Source organism: Bordetella avium, assembly GCF_034424645.1.
GTDB lineage: Bacteria > Pseudomonadota > Gammaproteobacteria > Burkholderiales > Burkholderiaceae_B > Bordetella > Bordetella avium.
In genome coordinates, this window is record NZ_CP139969.1 from 946,534 (window position 1) to 963,733 (window position 17,200).

Annotated in this window: 15 protein-coding genes; 5 read left to right on the forward strand and 10 right to left on the reverse strand. The window is 62.8% G+C overall.

Features of this window, described 5'->3' with window-relative positions; all coding sequences use genetic code 11:
* Nucleotides 1–99: 99 nt before the first annotated feature.
* The 4 genes from U0029_RS04500 to hpxZ all read right to left on the reverse strand — a co-directional run bounded on the left by U0029_RS04500 (nt 100) and on the right by hpxZ (nt 6,265).
* Entirely contained in the window at nt 100–1,287 is a 1,188-nt protein-coding gene (locus tag U0029_RS04500; protein ID WP_114852312.1) for a cupin domain-containing protein, read from the reverse strand.
* On the reverse strand, nt 1,284–3,911 hold the full coding sequence (gene mutS / locus U0029_RS04505) for a DNA mismatch repair protein MutS (RefSeq protein WP_407655195.1): 2,628 nt from the start codon (nt 3,909–3,911) through the stop codon (nt 1,284–1,286). The genes U0029_RS04500 and mutS overlap by 4 nt, the downstream gene beginning before the upstream one ends.
* A 1,353-nt stretch (nt 3,912–5,264) precedes the next feature.
* Nucleotides 5,265–5,816: an NADPH-dependent FMN reductase gene (locus tag U0029_RS04510; RefSeq protein ID WP_012418237.1), complete on the reverse strand. Its 552-nt coding sequence runs from the start codon at nt 5,814–5,816 to the stop codon at nt 5,265–5,267.
* Nucleotides 5,817–5,884: 68 nt separating this feature from the next.
* Nucleotides 5,885–6,265, reverse strand: coding sequence for an oxalurate catabolism protein HpxZ (gene hpxZ, locus U0029_RS04515; RefSeq protein WP_114852314.1), 381 nt, complete (start codon nt 6,263–6,265; stop codon nt 5,885–5,887).
* A gap of 202 nt (nt 6,266–6,467) precedes the next feature.
* On the opposite strand from hpxZ, the gene U0029_RS04520 reads away from it, so the two are divergent.
* A complete protein-coding gene (locus U0029_RS04520; protein WP_114852362.1) occupies nt 6,468–7,034 on the forward strand; it encodes an antibiotic biosynthesis monooxygenase in 567 nt (188 codons plus the stop codon).
* A 51-nt stretch (nt 7,035–7,085) separates the two neighbouring features.
* Here the strand turns inward: U0029_RS04520 and U0029_RS04525 are convergent, their stop codons facing one another.
* From U0029_RS04525 to U0029_RS04550, 6 genes are read right to left on the reverse strand one after another with little or no spacing between them, the layout of a single operon-like run.
* Entirely contained in the window at nt 7,086–7,805 is a 720-nt protein-coding gene (locus U0029_RS04525) for a GntR family transcriptional regulator (RefSeq protein WP_049794164.1), read from the reverse strand.
* A complete protein-coding gene (locus tag U0029_RS04530) occupies nt 7,802–9,181 on the reverse strand; it encodes an AtzE family amidohydrolase (protein WP_114852315.1) in 1,380 nt (459 codons plus the stop codon). Before U0029_RS04530 ends, U0029_RS04525 begins: the two co-directional genes overlap by 4 nt.
* Nucleotides 9,178–9,348, reverse strand: coding sequence for a DUF4089 domain-containing protein (locus tag U0029_RS04535; protein ID WP_231838513.1), 171 nt, complete (start codon nt 9,346–9,348; stop codon nt 9,178–9,180). Before U0029_RS04535 ends, U0029_RS04530 begins: the two co-directional genes overlap by 4 nt.
* 2 nt (nt 9,349–9,350) lie before the next feature.
* Nucleotides 9,351–10,172 (reverse strand): ABC transporter ATP-binding protein, encoded by an 822-nt coding sequence (locus U0029_RS04540; protein WP_012418231.1) that lies wholly within the window; start codon nt 10,170–10,172, stop codon nt 9,351–9,353.
* Nucleotides 10,169–10,945, reverse strand: coding sequence for an ABC transporter permease (locus U0029_RS04545; protein WP_114852316.1), 777 nt, complete (start codon nt 10,943–10,945; stop codon nt 10,169–10,171). The genes U0029_RS04540 and U0029_RS04545 overlap by 4 nt, the downstream gene beginning before the upstream one ends.
* 3 nt (nt 10,946–10,948) lie before the next feature.
* Nucleotides 10,949–11,950, reverse strand: coding sequence for an ABC transporter substrate-binding protein (locus tag U0029_RS04550; RefSeq protein WP_012418229.1), 1,002 nt, complete (start codon nt 11,948–11,950; stop codon nt 10,949–10,951).
* 314 nt (nt 11,951–12,264) lie between these two features.
* Here U0029_RS04550 and U0029_RS04555 point away from each other — a divergent pair, with 314 nt between their 5' ends.
* From U0029_RS04555 to U0029_RS04570, 4 genes are read left to right on the forward strand one after another with little or no spacing between them, the layout of a single operon-like run.
* Nucleotides 12,265–13,557, forward strand: coding sequence for an imelysin family protein (locus U0029_RS04555; protein WP_114852318.1), 1,293 nt, complete (start codon nt 12,265–12,267; stop codon nt 13,555–13,557).
* Nucleotides 13,554–15,047, forward strand: coding sequence for a di-heme oxidoreductase family protein (locus U0029_RS04560; protein WP_114852319.1), 1,494 nt, complete (start codon nt 13,554–13,556; stop codon nt 15,045–15,047). Before U0029_RS04555 ends, U0029_RS04560 begins: the two co-directional genes overlap by 4 nt.
* Entirely contained in the window at nt 15,044–16,102 is a 1,059-nt protein-coding gene (locus tag U0029_RS04565; RefSeq protein WP_114852320.1) for an imelysin family protein, read from the forward strand. The genes U0029_RS04560 and U0029_RS04565 overlap by 4 nt, the downstream gene beginning before the upstream one ends.
* Entirely contained in the window at nt 16,092–17,183 is a 1,092-nt protein-coding gene (locus tag U0029_RS04570) for a DUF1513 domain-containing protein (RefSeq protein ID WP_114852363.1), read from the forward strand. The genes U0029_RS04565 and U0029_RS04570 overlap by 11 nt, the downstream gene beginning before the upstream one ends.
* Nucleotides 17,184–17,200: the final 17 nt, after the last annotated feature.

Sequence of the window (17,200 nt, forward strand, 5' to 3'; positions counted from 1 at the left end):
TGATGCTTGGGTGTGAAAATTAAAGCGGTGGCATCCCAACTGCAACAGTGATTGCCGCAATGTGTGTTGTCTGTTGGGATGTGTCCGCCATCATGCGTTTTAGGCCCGATAGTGCAGCCAGCCCGAGTCCAGCCAATCGGCCAGGCAGCTGCGAGCTTCGTCCGAGAGTTTTCTACAGAGGGGGGCGGCGCAGTCCAGGGAGCGGCCATCGGCCAGGGCCTTGAGCGCGGCGTCGGCGGGCACCATTGCGGTCTCTCCGTTGATAAAGAGCTGCTTACCCCGATAGAGCATGCGGCTGCGGCGATCCAGGACCAGGCGCCCGCTTTTCGGCCAGTCGTCTTCAAGATCGATAGGGTCTTGCGGGCTGTCGAAAACGGCTAGTTGGCTGGGCTCGGTCAGCCAGCAGCCCAGAAAGCGGCTGGCCAGCGCGTCATCAAAGCGCAGCTTGGCCAGCGTGTCGAGCGTGGCCTGGACCAGGGTGTCGGGCAATGCGGCCGGATGGCGGGTGGCCGCTTGACCCGGATCACGATAAAGGCCGTCCAGCCTCGGGCCGGGCAGGGCGGGTTCGCCATAAGGGCCTCCCAGCAGACCCAGGCGGGCCATGGCTTGATCCGCAGCGGCTTCCAGCAGGCCTCGCGCCAGCGCCGCCTGCGTCGGGGCCCGAAACCCGATGGAGATAGTCATGCAATCATCGCCCAGCGCCACGCCATCGTGCGCGGCCTGGGGGGGCAGATAGAGCATATCGCCCGGCTCCAGAACGGCTTCGTGCTCGGGCTCGAAGCGGCTCAGAATCTTCAAGGGCAGGTCAGGCTCCAGAGACAGGTCTTTCTGGCGTCCATAGCGCCAGCGGCGCTTGCCTGCAGCTTGCAGGAGAAACACGTCATAGCTGTCGAAGTGCGGACCGACACCGCCGCCATCGGAGGCAATGCTGATCATCAGGTCATCAAGCCGGGCGTCCGGTATGAAACGGAAGCGCTGCATCAGTTCGGCGGCGGCATCGCTGTGGAGATCCACGCTTTGCACCAACAGCGTCCAATCGGGTTCATTGACCTTGGGCAAGCGGGCGAAGGGGCCGGCCTCCATTTGCCATTGCCCGGCTTCGCGCCAGATCAGGCGCGATTCGACATCGTCGCGGCGCGCCATTTTCTTGAGCGCGGCCATGGTCTCGGGCGGTTTGAAATTGGGGATGGCCTGCCGTATGAGCAGGGGTTTGCGCTGCCAGTAGCGGCGCATGAATTCATCGGGCGAGATGCCGCCGAGCAGAGGGAGGGCTTGTTCGAGATTCATTGCAGGGCCTTCAGGCGGTAAAGGGCTTCCAGCGCTTCGCGCGGAGTGAGGCTGTCGGGATCGATGCCGCTCAGGGCCTCATGCAAGGCCAGCAGGGCAGCATTTTCTGCGTCGTGGTCGGCCTGAGCCTGAGTCTGGGCCTCGGCATCCAGTGCGGCGGCGAACAGCCCGAGTTGAGGCGTGGGCGCCCCCTGGGCTTCAAGGCGTTCGAGTTCACGCGTGGCGTGGCGGATGACCGCTGCCGGAATGCCGGCGCGTTGGGCCACCTGGATACCGTAGCTGCGGCTGGCGGGGCCTTCGCGCACCTCATGCAGAAAGACGATGCCGCCTGCCGATTCGGCCGCGGCCAGGTGCACGTTAGCGGCGGTGGCTTGTTCGGAGGGCAGGCGAGTCAGTTCAAAGTAGTGCGTGGCGAACAGGGTAAGCGCGCGGTTATGCGTAATCAGGCGTTGCGCGATGGCCCAGGCCAGCGCCAGGCCATCGTAGGTCGAGGTGCCTCGGCCGATTTCATCCATCAGAACGAGGCTGTTGCTTGTGCTCGCGGCCAGAATCGCAGCGGCTTCGGTCATTTCCATCATGAAGGTGGAGCGGCCGCCAGCCAGGTCATCCGCCGCGCCGATGCGGGTGAAAATGCGGTCGATTTTTCCCACTCGGGCGCGGCGGGCCGGCACGAAGCTGCCGGTGCGCGCCAGTAGCGCAATCAAGGCGACTTGACGCATATAGGTCGATTTACCGCCCATATTCGGGCCCGTGATCAACAACATGCGGCGGGTGGTGTCGAGCCGGCAGTGGTTCGGCGTGAAGCGTTCGATGGCGTGTTCGACAACCGGATGACGACCCGCGTCGATATCGATCTCGGCGCTTTCGAGCAGATCCGGGGCCACCCATTCGTGGCGGCGTGCGTGTTCGGCGAGGCTGCCCAGCGCGTCGAGTTCGGCCAGTGCCGCAGCGGCGTCGGAGAGCGGGCGCACATAGGCAGACAGTGCGTCCAGCACCTGTTCGAACAGCCACTTCTCGCGGGCCAGCGCACGGTCCTGGGCCGACAGCACCTTGTCCTCCCAGCTCTTGAGTTCGGGTGTGATGTAGCGTTCGGCGTTTTTCAGGGTCTGACGGCGGCGGTAGTCCTCAGGCACCTTGTCTGTCTGACCCTTGCTGACTTCGATATAAAACCCATGCACGCGGTTGAATTCAACGCGCAGATTGGAAATGCCCGTGCGCTCGCGTTCTCGTGCTTCGAGCTGCACCAGAAACTCGCCGCTGTCAGCGGCCAGTAGCCGCAATTCGTCGAGGTCTGCATCAAAACCGCTGGCGATGACACCGCCGTCGCGGATGGCCAGCGCCGGCTCCTGGGCAATGGCGCGGCCGAGCAGGTCTGCGATGGCCGGGTCCAGGGTAAGTTGCGTGGCCAGCTCGGCCAGGCGTGGCGAAGCGCTCAAAGGCGCGACCAGCGTCTGTAGCTGGGGCAGCGTGGCCAGCGCATCGCGCAGGCTGGCGAGTTCTCGCGGACGCACGGAACGCAGGGCCAGCCGCGCGGCGATGCGTTCGATATCCGGGAACAGGCCGAGTGCCGATCGCAAGGTTTCCAGCAGACCGGCTGCGCCGAAAGTTTGCGCCATGTCCAGCCGCGCCGAGAGCAGCGTGGCGATGGCCTGCTGACGCGCCGCGACCGGCGCATTCTCGCGTAGGGGGTGATGCAGCCAACGGCGCAGCAGGCGGCTGCCCATGGGCGTGCGGCAGTCATCCAGCAAGGAAAATAGCGTGGGGGCCTCTTCGCCGGATAATGTCTGCGTCAGTTCCAGATTGCGCCGGGTGACGGGGTCCATCAGGACATACATGCCGGCGCGCTCGGCGCTAATGGTCTGCACATGGGCCAGTGCCTGGGATTGCGTTCGGGCGGCATAGCGCAGCAAGGCGCCCGCCGCGCACACGGCGACGGGCATGTCTTCAATGTCAAAGCCGGCCAGCGAATCGGTCTGGAAGTGCGTCAGTAGATGCGAGCGCGCGCCATCCGCCTCGAAGTGCCAATCCGGCACCCGCGAACGTGCGCCGGAGTAGGTGATGTCGAGTTCGGTGCTGTCTGCATAAACGAGTTCGGCGGGGCCGATGCGATGCAGTTCGGAGTCCAGTTGGGCGGGAGCGCATTCCGTGACATGGAATTCGCCGCTGGCCAGATTGAGCCAGGCGATGCCGGCGCGCGGATCGCGCTTGCCGGACAGGCAGACAGCCGCCAGCGCACGGTCTGCCTTGGCCGGCAGCAGCGCATCGTCGGTCAGCGTGCCGGGCGTGACGATGCGTACGATACGGCGCTCCACCGGGCCTTTGGCGGCGGCCGGATCGCCGATCTGTTCGCAGATGGCCACCGATTCGCCCAGTGCGACGAGGCGGGCGAGGTATTGCTCCATGGCGTGGACCGGCACGCCAGCCATCGGAATGGGAGCGCCGTTGGAGGTGCCGCGCTTGGTCAGCGTGACATTCAGCAGGCGCGCCGCTTTCTCGGCGTCTTCGTAGAACATCTCATAGAAGTCTCCCATGCGATAAAACAGCAGCAAGGGACCTGCCTCGGCTTTGAGCCGGAGGTATTGCTGCATCATGGGGGTGTGCGAAGACGAATCAACTGTACTCATTCAATTCAATCACTTAATAGCTTTCGTCGCAGGGGCTGTGTGTGGCGGGATGTCAGAGCGGATGGTCCACCTGCGCCAACAAGACGGGGGCCGATGCCCGAGGCTTAGCCGGTATTTCATCGCCGTGACATCTGCGCCGATTCGGGAGCGCGCTGTTTTGCGGTAGGCGGCCAGTGTAGCAAGGGAGGCGGCCTGCAAGCGGCCACGCTCGTCGTGGCGTACTCGAATCTTTGAGGGAAGTGCCGCAGGGGGCTCGTGCCCTGTGCAGGGCGCTTCAGTGGCCGTCAAGACTTGCTGCGCAGCAAGCGCCGGCCCGTCGATCGCGACATCTGCGTCCCGAGGGTCCACGTTCTCTGTTTTTGTGCGCATTGTTTGCGCACTGTTCGCAGGTGTTTGTTTTATCGGTGGTTTTTTGGCTTGTGCCTAGGCTATTCATGTGTTTATCCACATTTGTCTGGGATAAATATCCGGGGCCTGCGGCAGCAGACGCCCTGAGTGCGTTGGTCAATGATTGCTCATGCGGCGTAAGTCTAAGGCTGATCGGCAGTTTTTCCGTTTGCCCCGAATCTGTTCAGTGCTTTGTCCACACGGGACGGGGATAAATAGTCGCCGACCTCGCCCTACGTCCGTTTCCTGGCGGCATTCCGGTGCGGGTCAGTTTTTGGGCATGGCGCGCAAAGCATTGAGCGACATCATGTTTTAGGTCTTATGCGCCCGCTATCAAGCGCCTTGTCCACACTCAGCGTGGATAAGATTGCCTAGCCGCGGATGGCGGCGTGGTTGTTTCATCGCTCTTGCTGATCATTGTTTGATCAGCAAGCGTAATCGCTTGCCCGGTAAGACTTTTTCTTGTTTCCCAGCAAGCTATCCCGGTCTTTATCCACATTGCGTGGGGATAAGTGTCGGCCTGATCTTTCTTTCTCGGAGAGGTGAGCCGCTGCGCAAAAAGTGATCGTGATGGATAAGTGATTGATACAGCGCAAGTTTTTTGCTTTGTGCCTGAGCTATCAAGCGTTTTGTCCACAAAATCGGGGGATAAGCCTTGGGTAGAAAATTGGGGTCCGCTTGACGGCGCTTATGGTTTCCGGGTTTACCCTGTGCTGCTCTTTTTTCGCACGAAGGACTTGATAGGTTTGATTTATAAGGGTTTTTTTTAAATGCGGGCAAGCTGTCCTCATGCTTATCCACACAATGCGGGGACAACTCCATGCCTAAAGTCGCTTCTTGATCAATTCTTGAGCAGTTATTTCAAGTCATTGATATGAAATGAGAATTTCACACTGCCCGCAGTCTGTCCTCAAGCTTTTCCACATCGGGCGGGGATAAGCCATTGCCCGATGTCCGCCCGGCTAATCAGCTGGCAAAGCGCTCAACCCAGCTGACATAGCGATCCACCCAAGCTTGCAGGAATTTTCGGGTGTCTTCGTTGGTGATCTGGTAGTGCTCATCGATCAGGCCTTCCTTCATTTGCAGAAAAACCTCGGGCGTGGTCAGCACATTGATGCCCTCGGCGGCCAGAACATTACGCAAATGCTGTTGAGCCATAGCGGTACCTGTCGAACCGGGCGAGGTGCCGATCACGCCAGCGGGTTTGCCGATCCAGACGTTTTGACCTGGCGGCCGGGTGCCCCAGTCAATGGCATTTTTCAGGGCGGCAGGGATGGAGCGGTTGTGCTCGGGGGAAACGAAGAGCACGCCGTCGGCGTCCTTGATCAGTTGTTTGACCCTGGCCACGCTGGCGGGCAGCTCGCTTTCGAGATCCTGGTTATACAGAGGCAGGTCCAGATCCGCGTAGTGAAACTTCAAATGCGAGGGAAGCAATTTTTCCAGGGCCTGGGCCAAACGCAGATTCAATGAGGCCTTGCGAAGGCTGCCGACAAATACCGCAATGTTGTGGGTCGTCATGAGTCCGTGCTCCTGCGTGTGAGAGGAGGACTCAGTGTAGACCTGTCCTGGCCCTGCCTCAATGCGACTCAGGCCATCAGGCTCACGTGCGCCGCCACCACGCGCCAGCCTTCGGGGGTGCGCAGCCAGGTCTGGCTTTGGCGGCCGATACGGGGATCGCCCGCCCGGCGGAATTCGATATGGGTGGTGGCGTAATCCTCTCCGTAACTGGTGACTTGAGTGCGCAAGACCTCACGCGATAAGCCGGCGGCGGGCCGCTGCGCGCGAAAGGCTTTGATCTCGTCGTAACCATAGAGATTCTCGGTCGCGCCGTAGCGCAGGGTATGAGGACTGTTCCAGAACAATTCGTCCAGGACGGCAATGTCGTTGCTGACCAGAGCGGCCTCGTAGCGGGAAAAGGCGAGATGCACTTCAGCCAGGACATGGGGCAGGTTGATGACGGTTGACATGAAAGCTCCAGAAGGCACCGTAATGGTGCATGAACTGCGGGTTTTCACCAGGGTGGTGTAGGGTGCGGTGCAGAAACCGGGTTGACCGGGGCGGGAATGCCTTCCTCCCAGAGGGAGCATGCTGCGCTGCAATGCTGGCATGCCGATTGCTAGGGTAAGCATTGAGGTCGGTATTCGATCGCTGACCATCAAGGAGTTTGAAATGTCCGCCGCCCCTGTCACGATGTTGATCTCCCGCCGGATTGCTCCGGAGCGCTATGGTGATTTTCTGGCCTGGATACGCCAGGGCAATATTCTCGCCGCCGGGTTTCCCGGTTTTCTCGGCTGCGGCGTGTTGCAGCCGCCCGAGGGCGGCGATCTTTATCAGATCGTGTTGCGTTTCACTGATGAGGCCAACCTCAAGCGTTGGGAGAATTCGCTGCCGCGCCGGATGTGGCTCGAGCGCGGCGCCTCCTTGGTGCGCGAGAGCGCGATTCATCGTGTCAGCGGCATCGAAAGCTGGTTCGGCGAGCGCAAGATCACGCCGCCGCGCTGGAAACAGGCCATCAGTACCTGGATCGCGTATTTTCCGATGCTGTTGCTGTTCTCGACCTTGCTTAACGAGCAATTGAGCGCCTTGCCGCTGTTCTGGCGTGTGCTCGTGACCACCGCCAGCATGACGCCGGTGCTGTCTTTTGTTTGCATTCCGGTGATCACGCGTCTCTTGCACCGCTGGTTGCATGCGACGCCGGCGGCGCGGCGCCAGGCCGGACAAGGCGCCGTGCAGTGAAAGCGGGGCACCCGCCCCCGGTTTGAACGCCGCGATGAAGTTCATGCGCGGCTAGGCCAGCTCGGCGTGGCCCGGATCGCCTAGGCTTTTTGCTTCGGCGTGACGGGCCGAGTACAGACGATGCAAGGTGATTTTTCGTACTTCGGCCTGGCTGGCTGCAATATGCGCTTGGAGCAGGGCTACCGCCTGGCTACTGTCTCTGGCCAGGATGGCCTGCAGAATCAAACCATGTTCTTCGTAGGTTTTGACGATGCGGTCTGCCTGAGTGAAATCCAGGCGGCGCACGACGCGGATGCGTTCGCTGGCTTCGCGATGGATACGGGCCATCTCGGGGTTGCCGGCAGCCGCTACGAGCATCATATGAAACGCCTCGTCCAGGCGGGCGAGCGGCTCGCCTTCGGCGAGCCGCTGCGTTTGCGGAATCAGCCAGATGGCGGCCAGTTGCCGCAGAGGGGCCGCTGCCTCGCCATTGCCCGCGCATAGCCTTTGGACGGCTGCCTGCTCCAGCACCAGACGCAAATCGTAAACATGATCCAGCGTGTCGAAGTCCAGCGGCCGCACCAGCCAGCCGTTGCGATGGCGCACGTCCAGATATCCCTCGCGTTGCAGCCGGAACAGCGCTTCGCGCACCGGTGTGCGACTCACGCACAGCCGGTCGGCGATCTCGGTTTCGGTGAAGCGATCGCCGGGAGCCAGGCGGTAGTCCAGGATGTCCTGTTTGACTGCCTCATAGACCGCGTCGGCGCGAGAGCGTGGCCCGGTGCCTGTCACGTTTTCGGCCTCCGGCAGACTGCCAGCCCGGCGACTTCCAGTGCCTGCGCCGCGGCCAGGCACAGGTCTTCACGCCAGGGCGGCGCGATCAACTGCACGCCCAGGGGCAGATGGGCCGAGCTGCCCTCGCCCTGCCAGAGCGGCGCGACGGCTGCCGGGAGGCCGATGCAGGAGATGGGCTGCGTCAACAAACCCATGCTGGCGCGGGCCGGCAGCGACTGCCCGTTCAGTGTGAGGGTTTCCGTGCCGATCATTGTGGCCGGTACGGGTGTGGCCGCGCTGATCAGCACATCAAAACGCTCGAACAGCGGCAGCACGGCTTGCTGGAAGCGGCGCCGCACGCCTTGCGCCTGCGTGACCCAGGTAGCGGGAATCAGGCTGCCTGCGACCAGGCGGTCGCGGGAATAGGGTTCGTAATGCGCGTAATGGTCGATCAGGCGCTTTTGGTGCAGCGCGCCGCCTTCGGCGCCTGTGATGATGAAGGCGGCGGCGCGGGCAGCCTCGACATCCGGCAGTTCGACCACGTCGCGCGCGCCCAAGACCTCGGCCGCCATCGCCACCGAACGCCGCGCCTGCGGGCCGGACCAGTCATGGAAGTAACCGCCCAGGATGCCGACACGCAAGGGGCGGGGTGTGCCCAGGGGAAACACGGCTTCGGGCGCACGCTGGGCGCAGACGGGATCTTCGTGCCAGGGACCTTGCAAAACGTCATAGGCGGCGGCCAGGTCCTGAGCCGAGCTGGCGAGGGGGCCGAGATGGTCCAGGCTGTACACGAAGGGAAAACTGCCTGAGCGCGGCAGGCGCCCATAGGTCGGCTTGAGGCCGAATATCCCGCACAGCGACGCGGGCACCCGGATCGACCCATTGGTGTCCGAGCCCAATGTCAGCGGAACCAGGCCGGCCGCGACAGCCGCGGCGCTGCCGCCTGAAGAACCGCCCGCAATGCGTTGCGTATCGTGAGGATTGCGGCAGGCGCCGTAATGGCTGTTTTCGGTCGTGAAGCCGTAGGCGTGTTCGTCCATATTGAGCGTGCCGACCAGCACGGCGCCGGCCGCTTGCAGCCGGGCGATCAAGGGGCCGTCGTGCTGCGCGGGGGCATTGCCCGCATTGACATGGCCCCCCGCCAGTGTGACAAGCCCTGCCACGTCGAACAGATTTTTGACGGCATAGGGCACACCGGCCAGCGGCGGCAGCGGCTCGCCGCTGGCCCGCCGGGCGTCGATGCTGGCCGCTTCGCGGCGCGCGCGCGCCTCGGTGATGGCGGTGAAGGCATTGCTGCTGTCGGCACGCACGCGAGCCAGACAGTCTTCCAGTACGTCGGCGGCGCTGCGCTGGCCCGAGCGGATCTGCCCGGCGATGTCGAGGAGACTGCTCATGCGCGGAACACCGGAGCGGGCTCGGCGCTCAATGCCTCGCCGGTGAAAGTGGCGGCAATGGCTGCGATGCGCTCGAACTGTGCCGCCACCTCCTGGATTGCCGTTTCCGGCAGCTCATAGCCTTGCAGAATCAATGCGCTGCGGACGTAGCGTTCGATGGTGTCCATGGTCATTTCCTCACTTCGCGTTGAAAGATTTCGAGGCTGAGTTTCTTGGCGGCGATGAAGGACGGTTCGCTCAAGGTTTCGACGGTGCGCGGGCGCGGGTCCTCATAGCGCAGTATGTCGGCGACCTGAGTGGGGCGCTTGGTCAGCAGCAGAATTTCATCGGCCAGGTAGACCGCCTCTTCCAGATCGTGCGAGACCAGCAACATGGTGGTGCCGGTCTGCATGTAGACCTCCTGCAATTTTTCGCGGATGAAGAGGGTCATCTCGAAATCCAGCGCCGAGAAAGGTTCATCCAGGAACAGCACTTCGGGACCGGGGGCCAGCGCGCGCATGATCGATGCCGTCTGCTGTTGCCCGCCCGACAGCTCGTAGGGGTAGCGGTTGAGATCGAACTTGACGTCGAAGGAGGCGACGAGTTCTTCGACCCGGCGCTGCACCTCGGTTTTGCTGCGTCCTTCTAGCCTTAAGGGATAGGCGATGTTGTCAATGGTGCGCAACCAGGGAAACAGCGCTTCCCGATAGTTCTGAAACACGTAGCCGATCTTGGTTTGCGCCAGCGACTTGCCATCGAACAGAATCTCGCCCCGATCGATCGGAATCAGGCCGGCGATCATATTGATCAGGGTGGACTTGCCGCAGCCGTTGGGGCCGAAAACCGATACGATCTTGCCCTTGGGGATGTTCAGGTCGAAGTTCTCGTAGAGCGGCGCGCCGGCAAAGTATTTGGTCAGCCCCCGGATGGTGATGTGGGTGCCGGCCGGTCCCGGTACGAAGGGCGCGGCCGGGGGTTCCGGCCAGATGACGGGATTAATGACGGTGCTCATCGGCCACTCCAGTGCACAATGCTTTTTTCGATGACGAGGAACAGAATGTTCAGGGCATAGCCCAGCGCGCCGGCCGCGAGAATGGCGGCATACATGTCGCGCACATTCAGGACTTGCTGGGCGTTGATGATGCGGTTGCCCAGCCCGTTTTCGGCGCCGATGAACATCTCGGCCACGATCACGATCACTAAAGCCATGGAGATCCCGCCGCGCAGGCCTACAAAGGTGTATTGCAGGCTTTCCCAGAGCAGCACATCCTTGAAAATGCGCCAGCGCGAGGCGCCCATGACCCGGGCGGCCATGACCCGCTGTTTACGTGCGTTGATCACGCCATAGGCGCTGTTGAACAGGATGACGAGCAAGGCGGCGAAGGCGGCGATGGCGACCTTGTTCATGTCGGTGACGCCAAAGATCATCAGAAACAGCGGGATCAGGGCGGACGAGGGCGTCGAGCGGAAAAAGTCGATGAGAAATTCCACGCTGCGGTAAAGCCTTTCATTGCTGCCGAGCAATACCCCCAGCGGCACGCCGATCACGGCCGCGAGGACAAAGGCTTGCAGGGTGCGACTCACCGAGGCGGCGAAATCGCCCAACAGCGGACCGCCCGCCATGCCTTGCAAGAGCGCCGTGATGGTCGCCACGGGAGTGGGCAGCAATACCGGGCTGACCAGGGCCAGGCGTACGGTCAGATCCCAGACCACGAATAACACCAGGGGGCCGATCAGGGGCAGCCAGCGGCCGAAATCCCGTTTGGCGATGGAAGGCGTGTTCATGGGTCAACCCTTGTAAAGCATGCTGTCGACATCGAGTTTGCGGGCGAACACGCCTTTCTCGGAGAACAGGTCGAAGAACTTCTGGAAATGCTGCACATCGGCGGGAGTGAATTCGTTGTACAGGGTATAGGCGGCCAGCGGCACTTCCTGGGTCATGGCGCCTTCGATCGCCGTGTAGCCCTTGAGATACTGGCGCGCTTCTTCCGGCTGCGTGCGCACCAGCTCGATGCCCCGTGCATAGGCGGCGATAAAACGCTTGGCCTCGTCCGGATGTTTCTTCAGGAAGGCCGTCGTGAGCGAGGCCGAGCCGCCGAACCAGGGGGCCATCGGATCGCCCAGCACGTATTTAGCGATGACACCCGCTTCCAGCACTCGGGTGGTGCCGTTGGCTCGCCCTACCGTGCCGGTGGGTTCCAGGGTGTAGCAGGCATCGAGCTGGCCGGCAGCCACGGCCGCGACATGCTGGCTGATGGCCAGCTCCACCACGGTGGCGCCGGTGGCGCCGGCGCGTTCCAGCACGGTGCGGGCCAGCGTGCTGTTCTGGATGCCGGGACCCGAACCGACTTTCTTCCCCTTGAGATCGGCAATTGAGCGGATGGGGCTGTCCTTGGCGACGATGAATTCATCCAGCACGTATTTGGCGTTACTGGGATTGGACGCGAAGATTTTGAACAGACCGGGAGAGGCGATTTCGCCGATGGCCAGATTGGCCGACCCGATGCCGTTGGCGCTGCCGTCCGAGCGGCCGGCCAGCATGGCTTCGATGACCTGCTGGGCGCCAGCGAATTTTTGCGCCTCCACATTCAGGCCAGCCTCCTTGAAATAGCCTTTTTCTACTGCGGCATAAAAGGGCAGGCCGGCAGCCACGGGCCAGTATCCGATGCGGATGGTGGGGCCGGTCTGGGCGCGAGCCAGGGCGGGCATGCCTAGCGTGGCGGCGCCGAGTGCGGCCGATTGCAGCAGGCGGCGGCGGAAAACATTGATGGACGAGGGTCGTTGGCTCATAAAGGCGCTCCAGTTGGCGCTTGCCTTGAGGACAAGCTTGTATACCGATGAGCAAACCGCGTGCCAGCTTCCGCTTTTTTGCTTGTTGTCGAGCGATCAGGGTGTCGTGGTCGCTCTCTGCCGAGAAAAACAGGGGGGGGGTAGGGCCGTCCATGCACTGTTCGAGTGCGCGGGCTGGGGCATCGTGGCGCGGTTTATGTGCACACTGACGGCTTTCTGAATGTTGAACGAAAATTGTTTACACTTACAGCCGCCTGAAAAAGTCGTCAATATGGGTTGGCCAGCGGGGCAACCCGAAACTAGGGAGAGTGTGGATGCGCAAGTTGCTGCAAGGCATGTTGCTGGTGGCTGCCGTGGTTGCGGGAGGGGCCCAGGCCGCTGTCGAGCCCAAGGCCGTGGTGAAAACCTATTCGGATATCGCGGCGGCGGGTTATCAGGATGCGCTTACGAGCGCCAAGACGCTGCAGCAAGCCATCGGCGCCTTGATCGCCCAGCCGAGCGAGGCCACCCTTAAGGCCGCCCGAGAGGCCTGGATCGTCGCCCGCGCGCCCTATCAGCAGACCGAAGTGTTTCGTTTTGGCAATCCCGTCGTCGATGACTGGGAAGGCCGCGTGAACGCCTGGCCTCTGGACGAGGGTTTGATCGACTATGTCGATGCCGGCTACGGCACTGAAAGCGATGACAATGCTTTCTATGCTGTCAATGTGATTGCCAACTCGAAGATTTCGGTCGGCGGCAAGACCATCGACGCAGGTAAGCTCACGCCAGAACTGCTCGCTGAGGTGTTACACGAGGCAGACGGCAATGAGGCCAATGTCGCCACCGGCTATCACGCCATCGAATTCTTGCTCTGGGGCCAGGACCTGAACGGCACCGGGCCAGCGCCGAAAGACCGCAAGGGCACGCCGCAAGAACGCCATGCTGGCAACCGTCCGCATACGGACTTCGATCCCAAGCATTGCACGGGTGGCAATTGCGAGCGCCGCGTGGCGTATCTCAAGGTCGTGACGCAGCTGCTGGTCGATGATCTGAAGGAAATGGCCGGGCAATGGCAGGATGATGGCGACGCTCGCAAGGTCGTGCAGGAAGATCCGAAAGCCGGCCTGGTGGCCATGCTGACAGGCATGGGCAGCCTGTCCTATGGCGAGTTGGCCGGTGAGCGCATGAAGCTCGGGCTCATGCTCCATGATCCCGAAGAAGAGCATGATTGCTTCTCCGACAATACTCATAATTCGCACTATTACAACCAGATCGGCATTCGCAATGTCTATCTGGGCGCCTACACCCGCCCTGACGGCAAGCAGGTGAGCGGCGCCAGCCTCTCGGATCTGGTCAAGGAAAAAGACCCCAAGCTCGACACTGAGGTGCGCGCCAAGCTGAATGCCACCGTGGCGGCCATGCAGGCCATGCGCGACCGCGCCGAAAAGGTCGAAACCTACGATCAGATGATTGCCGAGGGCAACAAGGAAGGGAATGCGATCGTGCAGGCGGCGATCGACCGCCTGATCGACCAGACGCGCAGTTTCGAGCGCGTCATCGCCCTGCTTGATCTGAGCGATGTCACGATCGAGGGTTCGGACAGTCTCGACAAGCCCGTATTCAAGTGAAGCCCCTGGTTCTGTTGTTGGCGGCGCTGGCGACAGCCAGCGCCCAGGCGCGCAGTGATCTGAGCGTCGAGGATCGCAAGCGGGTCGAGGCCATTACCGCGCCCGCCACCGATTTCTCGGCCTCCGAGTCTTTCGAGGCCATGCAGGCCGGCGCGGCCACGGTCAAGAAGCTGATCAACGCGGATATCTTCTCGCACCCCTCGGGCAATATGAAATTCGAGGGGCGTCAGCAATTTCTGGTGGGCAATGGCCTGTTTCGCAAAAACTGGGTCTCGGCGCCGGCCTCCACCCAGGCCTCCGATGGCCTGGGGCCGTTGTTCAATGCGCGCTCCTGCCAGGCCTGCCATGTCAAGGATGGGCGCGGCACGGTGCCTGGCTTCGATCCGCTCGAGCGCGGCGACGCGGTGGCCCTGTTGCTGCGTTTGTCGGTGCCTCCCGTGACCGAGGGCGAGCGCGAGGCGCTCGCCAAAGGCGATCTCGCGGCGTTTCCCGAACCCCTGTACGGCACGCAGTTGCAGAACTTTGCCGTCGCAGGCCTGCCCAGCGAAGGGCGCATGGAGATCGACTACACGCCGCTCACGGTGCAATTGGCGGGCGGCGAAGTGGCTACGCTGATGCAACCCGTCTACCGCATCGAAGATCTGGGCTATGGCCCGATGCGCGCAGACACCCAGATTTCCCCCCGGCTGGCGCCGCCCATGATCGGCTTGGGTTTGCTGGAAGCCATTCATGAGGATGACATCCTGGCTCATGCGCAAGCGGATAAGGGAGATGGCATCAGCGGCAAGCCCAATTGGGTGCGCGATGTCCGCACGGGCGAGATGTCGCTGGGCCGCTTCAACTGGAAGGCCGGCCAGCCCACGGTCGAGCAGCAAAGCGCGGCGGCCTTCTCGAACGACATGGGTTTGTCCACCCCCCTGTTTCCCAGCCACTATGGCGATTGCACGCCCGCTCAAAAAGCCTGTTTCGATATGCCGCATGGCGCCCAGCCGCATTTGGGCGAGCACGAGGTGCCCGCACGCCTGATGGATTTCGTGACCCTCTACTCCACCAATTTGGGCGTGCCGCAGCGGCGGGATAGCGACGATGCGCGGGTGTTGGCGGGCAAGAAGTTGTTTTACGAGGCCAATTGCGTCGGCTGCCATGTGCCCAAGTACGTGACGCGCCGGGATGCCAAACAGCCCGAGCATCAGTTTCAACTTATCTGGCCCTATACCGATCTGTTGCTGCACGATATGGGTGATGGTCTGGCAGACGGCGTCAGCGAAGGGCAGGCCAATGGCCGCGAATGGCGCACGCCGCCCTTGTGGGGCATCGGGCTGACCAAGGTGGTCAATCCCAATGCTACGTATTTGCATGACGGCCGGGCGCGTACCTTGTTGGAGGCCATACTGTGGCACGGCGGTGAGGCGCAGGCCGCGCGCGATCGGGTGGTCGCCATGACACCGGCCGAACGGGCGGATCTGATCCGCTTCCTGGAGTCATTATGAAGTCCCTGTGTGTTCTGGCTACGGCTGCATTGCTCGCCGCGCCGGCCTGGGCCGCGCCGCCGCCCGATCTGGGCCTGCGTTTGGCCGATGGCTATGCGCGGCCTGTAACGGCCGCCTTGCAAGCGCGCGCGCGTACCATGCAGCAAGATCTTAGCGCCTGGTGTCAGGCCGCTGACCCGGCCGGCGCGGCCAAGGTCGACGCCGCTTTTGGTGCGCTGGCGCAGGCCTGGGCTGGCGTGGCCTTCCTGCGATTCGGCCCGCTGGTGCAGGGCAACCGATTCGAGCGTTTGGCTTTCTGGCCTGACACGCGCGGGGTCATGCCCAAACAGATACAGAGTCTGCTGGCGGCGGCTGATCCGGCCTTGTTGGCCGAAGGGGCGCTGGCTGGGCGCAGCGTGGCAGTGCAGGGGCTGCCTGCGTTGGAATATCTGCTGTATGGAGAGCCGGGCCTGTTGCGCGGTTCGGCGGCGTCTCCCTATGTTTGCGATTATGCCGTGGCGGTGGCGGGAAATATCCAGGCCTTGAGCAGCGAGCTTGCGCAGGCCTGGAGTGCTCAAGGCGGGTTTGGCCGGCAGTTCACTGCACCGGCTCGCGACAACGATCTTTACCGCAATCAGCAGGAGGTCGCCGCCGAGGCGATGAAGGCCCTGTCCGCCGGCTTGCAATTCGTGCGCGACATCAACCTCTTGCCCGTGCTGGGCCCCGACGCGCAAGCGGCGCGTCCCAAGCGCGCTGCGTTCTGGCGCAGCGAGCAATCTTCAGCCACGCTGGCCGCCAGCCTGCGCGGCCTGCTGGCTTTTTACCAGGCGGGCGGCTATACCTTTGCGCCCGGCTCGCAGGGCCTAGCCGATACGCTGAACCATGAGCTTGGGCAGGCGGCGGTGCTGGCCGCGCAAGCGCCGGCCGACCCCGCGCAGGCGTTCACGCAGGCAGCGCCGCGCGCCTCGCTGTTGCTGACGGCCATGATCGTCAAGAACGCCAAGGACCTCGTCGATCAGGATATTGCCCCCGCCCTGGGGGTCACGATTGGATTCAATGCGCTCGATGGGGATTGACCGCCGTACTTTTCTAGCGGCCTCGGCCCTGATGCTGCCGGGACGCCTCTTCGCCCAGACCGTCGCCGATCAGGCTCTGTTCGTGACGGCAAGGCAGCGCGGCGCCGTTCATGAGGCCGTGGTGCTCGATGAGCGCGGGCGCGACAGGCTGGTCGTGCCCATGCCGGATCGGGGGCATAGTTTTGCCATCGATGGCGAGCGTGTGACCGTGTTTGGCCGCCAGCCCGGTTTTTTTGCGGTGAGTTTCGATTTGCGGGGGGGGCATGCGCCGCAAGTGATCGAGGCCGCTGAAGGGCGGCATTTCTTTGGCCATGGGGTGTATCTGCCAGGCGGCCGTCTGATGCTGGCTACCGAAAATGATTACGAGGCCGGGCAGGGCGTGCTGGGCATTTACGACGTCAGCGCCAGGCCGCGACGGATCGGCGAGTTTTCCACCGGCGGCATCGGTCCGCACGAAGTCATTCTGATGCCTGACGGCAAGACGCTCTGCGTGGCCAACGGCGGCATTCTCACCCATCCGGATTACGGCAAGCTCGAACTTAATCTGGACACCATGAAGCCTTCGCTGGTCTATCTCGATGCGGCCAATGGCGACATGCTCGAGAAAGTCGAACTGGATGCGCGCTGGCACCGTTTGTCCATCCGCCATCTGGCCTTGGCCGCCGATGGCTCGGTGTGGTTTGGCTGTCAGCATATGGGACCCGAACGTCCTGCGCTGGTGGGCCGGCACCGGCGCGGACAAGCGGCCGAGTGTTTCGAAGGCGACCCGGAGCGGCTGCGGGGGATGCGCAACTATATCGGGTCGGTGGCGGCGGACGCCAGCGGCACGGTTATCGCGACATCCAGTCCGCTTGGCGGGCAGGTGCTCTACTGGGACGCGGCCAGCGGCCGGCAGTTGGGGGCGACTGCCTTGCCGGATGGCTGCGGCGTCGCTCCCGCCAAGGGCGGTGGTTTTTTCGTCTCCAGCGGACTGGGCGCCCTGTTGCACGCGGGTCCGTCACGCATGCCGGTCGAGCTGATGCCGGCCGGGCGCGAGTTTTCCTGGGATAACCATTTTCGCCGGGCGCCAGACTTGGGCTGATCAGGGTCTTCTGCTAG